Here is a 4,875-nt window from a genome sequence, read left to right as displayed (position 1 = left end):
CAAAAGACGAACATCTGCCACTGCACGGACTGCCAGCAACTGACCGGCACGGCTTTTCGCGTGACGGTTCCGGCGCCGGAAAGCAACTATCGCATCACCAAGGGCACGCCGAAAATCTACATCAAGATCGTGGCGAGCGGCGCCAAGCGCGCCCAGGCCTTTTGCGCCGACTGCGGCTCGCACCTTTACGCCACGTCGGTCGGAGATGGTCCGAAGGTCTATGGAATTCGAGTGGGAACCGCGCGGCAACGCCAGGAATTGACACCGACACAGCAGAAATGGCACCGCTCCGCGCTGCACTGGCTGCCTGAATTTCAAGGCATGACCACGGTGGAGGAGCAGTAGCGCCGCTCAGTCGTCGCCTTCGACGACCCTCAACCTGAGCTGTCCGGTTTTCGAATCGGCAACGCGGGCGCCCGCGTCGACCTTCGCCACCGGAGCCCGTGACGCGGCGTCCGCGGCGGCATCGCCGTCTGGCTGCGCGCCGAACTCGAGCGCCTCGATCTTCTGGCCGCGCTTGGTGACCTTCGACGTCGAAACCAGGATGTCGTCGATGTCCTTGGCCGACTGGCCGAAATGGACCTGCAGCTTGCGCACCCGCTCGTCGACACGCGCAACGTCCTCCATCAGCCGGATGACCTCGCCCTGGATGAGATGCGCCTGTTCGCGCATGCGCGCATCCTTGAGGATCGCCTGGATGACCTGGATCGACAGCATCAGCAGCGACGGCGAGACGATGACGACGCGGGCGCGGTGCGCCTTGTGCACGATCGCCTCGAAATTCTCGTGGATCTCGGCGAACACCGATTCCGACGGCACGAACATGAAGGCGGTGTCCTGCGTCTCGCCCTGGATCAGGTATTTCTCCGAGATATCGCGGACATGGATCTCGATGTCGCGGCGGAAGGCCTGCGAGGCTGCCTTCTGCAGGTCGGCGCCATCGGCGGCGCGGATGGCGTTCCAGGCTTCCAGCGGAAATTTTGCATCGATGGCGAGCGACGGTGCGCCGTTCGGCATCTTCACCAGGCAATCGGGCCGGCTGCCGTTCGACAATGTCGCCTGGAATTCATAGGCGCCGTGCGGCAGGCCGTCGGCGACGATCGCCTCCATGCGCGATTGGCCGAAGGCGCCCCGCGTCTGCTTGTTGGAAAGGATCGCCTGCAGCTGCACGACCTGGCCGGCGAGCGACTGGATGTTGCCTTGCGCGACATCGATGATCGCCAGCCGCTCCTGCAATTTGGCCAGGCTCTCATGCGTGGATTTGGTCTGCTCGGTCATGGTCTGGCCAAGGCGGCCGGTCATGGCGTCGAGGCGCTGGCCGATCGACTGCGTCAGCTCCGCCTGCCGGGCCCCGAACACTTCGGCGATGGCGCCCATGCGGCCCTGCATTTCAGCTTGCGATTGCAAAATGCCGGCCATTCGCGCCTCGGCGTCGCGGGCATGGTCGGCGGCTTCCGCGGCCGCCACGGCACGCGCCTTGGCCGACCGCCACAGCGCAATGACGAGCGCCACGAACAGGCCAAGAAACAGCAAAACGCCGAAGGCCAGCGCATGGCCGAGCGTGATCGTGGTGGCGCCAAGCCGGGCGACAGGCTCCGAAAGGATAGTGCTCAGATCATTCATGTGGACAGCATAGCCGATTCGTCCTGATAGCACAGATCAAAACGTGAACGAGCCTCAAGCCCAACGGTTGACGCTTTTCGCTGGAGGTCTTAGGTGGAACCCATGCCGATCAAGCCGCTCATCATCCTTCCCGACCCCATCCTGCGCCAGGTTTCCAAGCCGGTGGAGCGCGTCGACGCGCCCTTGCGCAAATTAGCCGACGATATGCTGGCGACCATGTATGACGCGCCCGGCATCGGGCTGGCGGCAATCCAAATCGGCGAACCCCTGCGCATGCTGGTGATCGATCTCGCCAAGGAAGACGAGACGCCGGCGCCGCAGATCTTCATCAACCCGGAGATCCTGGAGAGCGCCGACGCGCGCTCCGTCTACGAGGAAGGCTGCCTGTCGATCCCGGACTATTACGCCGAAGTCGAACGCCCGGCCTCCGTGCGGGTCAAATATCTCGACCGCGACGGCAAGTTGCAGGAGATGGAGGCCGAGGGCCTGATGGCGACCTGCCTGCAGCACGAGATCGACCACCTCAACGGTGTCCTGTTCATCGACCACATCTCGAAGCTGAAGCGCGACATGGTGGTGAAGAAATTCAAGAAGCTCGCCAGGGACAAGGCGCCGGGCAAGCTGGCGGGATAGGGGAAAATGCCCCTTCGCGTCATCTTCATGGGCACGCCTGAGTTTTCGGTGCCAACGTTGCGCGCGATTGCCGAGGCCGGACATGACATCGCAGCCGTCTACACGCAGCCGCCGCGCGCCGCCGGACGGCGCGGGCTGGAGTTGACACCGTCGCCGGTGCAGCGCGAGGCGGAACGGCTGGGCATCGAGACGCGGACACCGGGATCGCTCAAAGGCGAGGCCGAGCAGGCCGCGTTCCGTGCCTTGCAGGCCGATGTCGCCGTGGTCGTCGCGTATGGCTTGCTGCTGCCGAAAGCGGTTCTGGAGGCGGCCCGGCTTGGCTGCATCAACGGCCATGCATCGCTGCTGCCGCGCTGGCGTGGCGCGGCACCCATCCAGCGCGCCATCATGGCCGGCGACCTGGAAAGCGGCATGATGGTGATGCGCATGGAAGAGGGTTTGGACACCGGTCCGGTCGGACTGGTTGAAAAATGCGCCATCGAACCCGATATGACAGCCGGCGATCTGCATGATCGGTTGATGAGTGTCGGTGCGACCCTGATGGTGGAGGCGCTGGCGCGACTGGAAAGGAACACCCTGACATTTGCCGCCCAGGCGGTGGAAGGGGTGACCTACGCCAAAAAAATCGATAAATCCGAGACGCGCGTGGACTGGACTCGCTCGGCGAGCGAGGTCCACAATAGCATTCGTGGCCTGTCGCCCTTTCCCGGCGCCTGGTCCGAGATAGGAATTGGCGGCCGCCCGGAGCGGCTGAAACTGCTTCGCTCGACGCTGTCGCAAGGCCTGTCGCCTTCGGAAGATTTGGGCGAGTCGGGAGGAATTCTCGATGACCGGCTGACGGTCGCCTGCGGGGCAGGCGCGATCAGACTGGTCGAAGTTCAACGGGCGGGCGGAAGGCCCGCTGCCGCGTCGGAATTCCTGCGCGGGGCCAAGATCGAAAAAGGAATGAAATTCTCATGAGCATGATGTCGATACGCGCGGCGACGCCGCGGGATCGCGAGGCCATTCGCCTCGTCGAGGAACACGCTTTCGGCCAGCAGGCGGAGGCCGGGCTGGTCGACGCGCTGGTGACCGGTGGCGACGCCGTTGCCGAACTGGTGGCGGAAGAGGACGGCCAGGTGGTCGGCCACATCCTGTTTTCCCGGCTGTTCGTCCAGAACGGCGGCAAGACCTTCGCGGCCGTGGCGCTCGCGCCGCTGGCGGTGGAGCCCTCGTTCCATGGCAGCGGCATTGGCGGCGCGCTGATCCGCGAGGCGCATATCCGCCTCAGGGACGGCGGCGAGACGCTGGCCGTGGTGCTCGGCGACCCCACCTATTACGGACGTTTCGGCTATAGCCACACGCGTGCCCAGAACTTCGAAAGCGAGTACCAGGGCGAAGCACTGCAAGCGCTGGCCTGGGGCGACGCACCAGAGGCAGGCAGGCTGGTCTACGCCTCCGCCTTCACCGCTCTCGCCGCCTAGGCGAGAGCATATAGCAGCCCGGCATGCCGCGTTTTCGCCTCGACATCGAATATGACGGCAGCCTGTTTGCCGGCTGGCAGCACCAGGCGGATCAGCCTTCGGTGCAGCAGGCGATCGAGCAGGCGATCGAAAAATTCTGTGGCGAAGTGGTTAGGCTGCGCGCCGCCGGGCGCACCGATGCTGGCGTGCATGCGACCGCCCAGGTGGCGCATGTCGACCTCGCCAAGGCGTGGCCAGGCGACAAGGTGCGCGATGCGATCAATGCCCATTTGCAGGCGGCCGGCGCGCGCATCGCCGTCCTGAAGGCGGCCGTCGTCCCGGACGGCTTCGATGCGCGCTTCTCGGCCACCGGCCGCCATTATCTCTACCGCATCCTCAACCGCCGCGCGCCGGCCGCGCTCGACAAGGGCAAGGTGTGGTGGGTGCCGAAGCGGCTCGACACCGGCGCCATGCATGAAGCGGCGAAGGTCCTGCTCGGACGGCATGACTTCACCACCTTCCGCTCGACCCAGTGCCAGGCCAACAGCCCGATCAGGACACTGGAGCGGCTCGATGTGATGAGGCAAGGTGACCTGATCGAGGTAAGGGCCTCGGCGCGTTCCTTCCTGCACAATCAGGTGCGTTCGATGGTCGGCTCGCTCAAGCGCGTCGGCGACGGCGGCTGGACCGAGGCCGGCCTGAAAGCAGCGCTCGAGGCGCACGACCGCGCCGCCTGCGGACAGGTGGCGCCACCCGACGGGCTGTTTCTCGTTGGCGTCGATTATCCCGAGGTCGACTATCCAGGATAGAGGCCGGAAGGCTCTATCCACGGAAGGCTCTACCCTGAGACGAACCCGGAAAGGCTCTGAGCCCCGACATCATCCGGCACGGTGATGCCGAGCAGCGTCTGCAGGCCGAACAGCACCAACAGCGACGCGATGAACATACCGACGAAAACGCCGGTGCCGATCGCTGGGCCCTTGCCGATGGTGGCGTTGGTCATGCGCCAGGTCAGCACCATCGACAGGGCAAACAAAAGCAGCGACACGAGGCTCGAAACCTGGCTCGCGGACGACAGGAAAAGCCGGATCAGCGCCGAGGGCAGCATCAGCCAGGCGGTGATGGCCGAAGCCCAGTTGCTGGCAACGACATAGTGGACGAAGCGGCCGCCTATGCC

The 4,875-nt window shown here is 65.0% G+C and carries 6 protein-coding genes and 1 pseudogene; 5 read left to right on the top strand and 2 right to left on the bottom strand.

What is annotated here, in order from left to right; translation table 11 throughout:
* A partial coding sequence (locus tag EN935_RS22345) for a GFA family protein (protein ID WP_164771263.1) occupies positions 1 to 345 on the top strand: 345 nt, incomplete at its 5' end.
* Between the two features lie 6 nt (positions 346 to 351).
* Here the strand turns inward: EN935_RS22345 and EN935_RS22340 are convergent.
* Positions 352 to 1,623, bottom strand: coding sequence for a DNA recombination protein RmuC (locus EN935_RS22340; RefSeq protein ID WP_127373621.1), 1,272 nt, complete (start codon positions 1,621 to 1,623; stop codon positions 352 to 354).
* A 102-nt stretch (positions 1,624 to 1,725) separates the two neighbouring features.
* On the opposite strand from EN935_RS22340, the gene def reads away from it, so the two are divergent.
* The 4 genes from def to truA are packed head-to-tail and all read left to right on the top strand — an operon-like array spanning position 1,726 to position 4,507.
* On the top strand, positions 1,726 to 2,256 hold the full coding sequence (gene def / locus EN935_RS22335) for a peptide deformylase (protein ID WP_109667256.1): 531 nt from the start codon (positions 1,726 to 1,728) through the stop codon (positions 2,254 to 2,256).
* A 6-nt stretch (positions 2,257 to 2,262) separates the two neighbouring features.
* Positions 2,263 to 3,216 carry a methionyl-tRNA formyltransferase gene (fmt, locus tag EN935_RS22330; protein WP_127266010.1) on the top strand — a complete coding sequence of 318 codons (954 nt, stop codon included), beginning with the start codon at positions 2,263 to 2,265 and terminating at the stop codon, positions 3,214 to 3,216.
* Positions 3,213 to 3,719 (top strand): N-acetyltransferase, encoded by a 507-nt coding sequence (locus tag EN935_RS22325; RefSeq protein ID WP_126067161.1) that lies wholly within the window; start codon positions 3,213 to 3,215, stop codon positions 3,717 to 3,719. Before fmt ends, EN935_RS22325 begins: the two co-directional genes overlap by 4 nt.
* Positions 3,720 to 3,742: 23 nt before the next feature.
* Positions 3,743 to 4,507: a tRNA pseudouridine(38-40) synthase TruA gene (gene truA, locus EN935_RS22320; RefSeq protein WP_109667264.1), complete on the top strand. Its 765-nt coding sequence runs from the start codon at positions 3,743 to 3,745 to the stop codon at positions 4,505 to 4,507.
* 29 nt (positions 4,508 to 4,536) lie between these two features.
* Here truA and EN935_RS22315 read toward each other — a convergent pair.
* Positions 4,537 to 4,875: pseudogene (locus tag EN935_RS22315) on the bottom strand (transporter); the annotation flags it as partial.

This window comes from Mesorhizobium sp. M7D.F.Ca.US.004.03.1.1 (assembly GCF_003998635.1).
GTDB lineage: Bacteria > Pseudomonadota > Alphaproteobacteria > Rhizobiales > Rhizobiaceae > Mesorhizobium > Mesorhizobium loti.
This window is presented reverse-complemented; position numbering and strand designations above follow the sequence as displayed.

Coding starts and splice junctions, on each gene's coding strand:
- EN935_RS22340 (WP_127373621.1), bottom strand. CDS start 1,623: ATGAATGATCTGAGCACTATCCTTTCGGAGCCTGTCGCCCGGCTTGGC.
- def (WP_109667256.1), top strand. CDS start 1,726: ATGCCGATCAAGCCGCTCATCATCCTTCCCGACCCCATCCTGCGCCAG.
- fmt (WP_127266010.1), top strand. CDS start 2,263: ATGCCCCTTCGCGTCATCTTCATGGGCACGCCTGAGTTTTCGGTGCCA.
- truA (WP_109667264.1), top strand. CDS start 3,743: ATGCCGCGTTTTCGCCTCGACATCGAATATGACGGCAGCCTGTTTGCC.
- EN935_RS22325 (WP_126067161.1), top strand. CDS start 3,213: ATGAGCATGATGTCGATACGCGCGGCGACGCCGCGGGATCGCGAGGCC.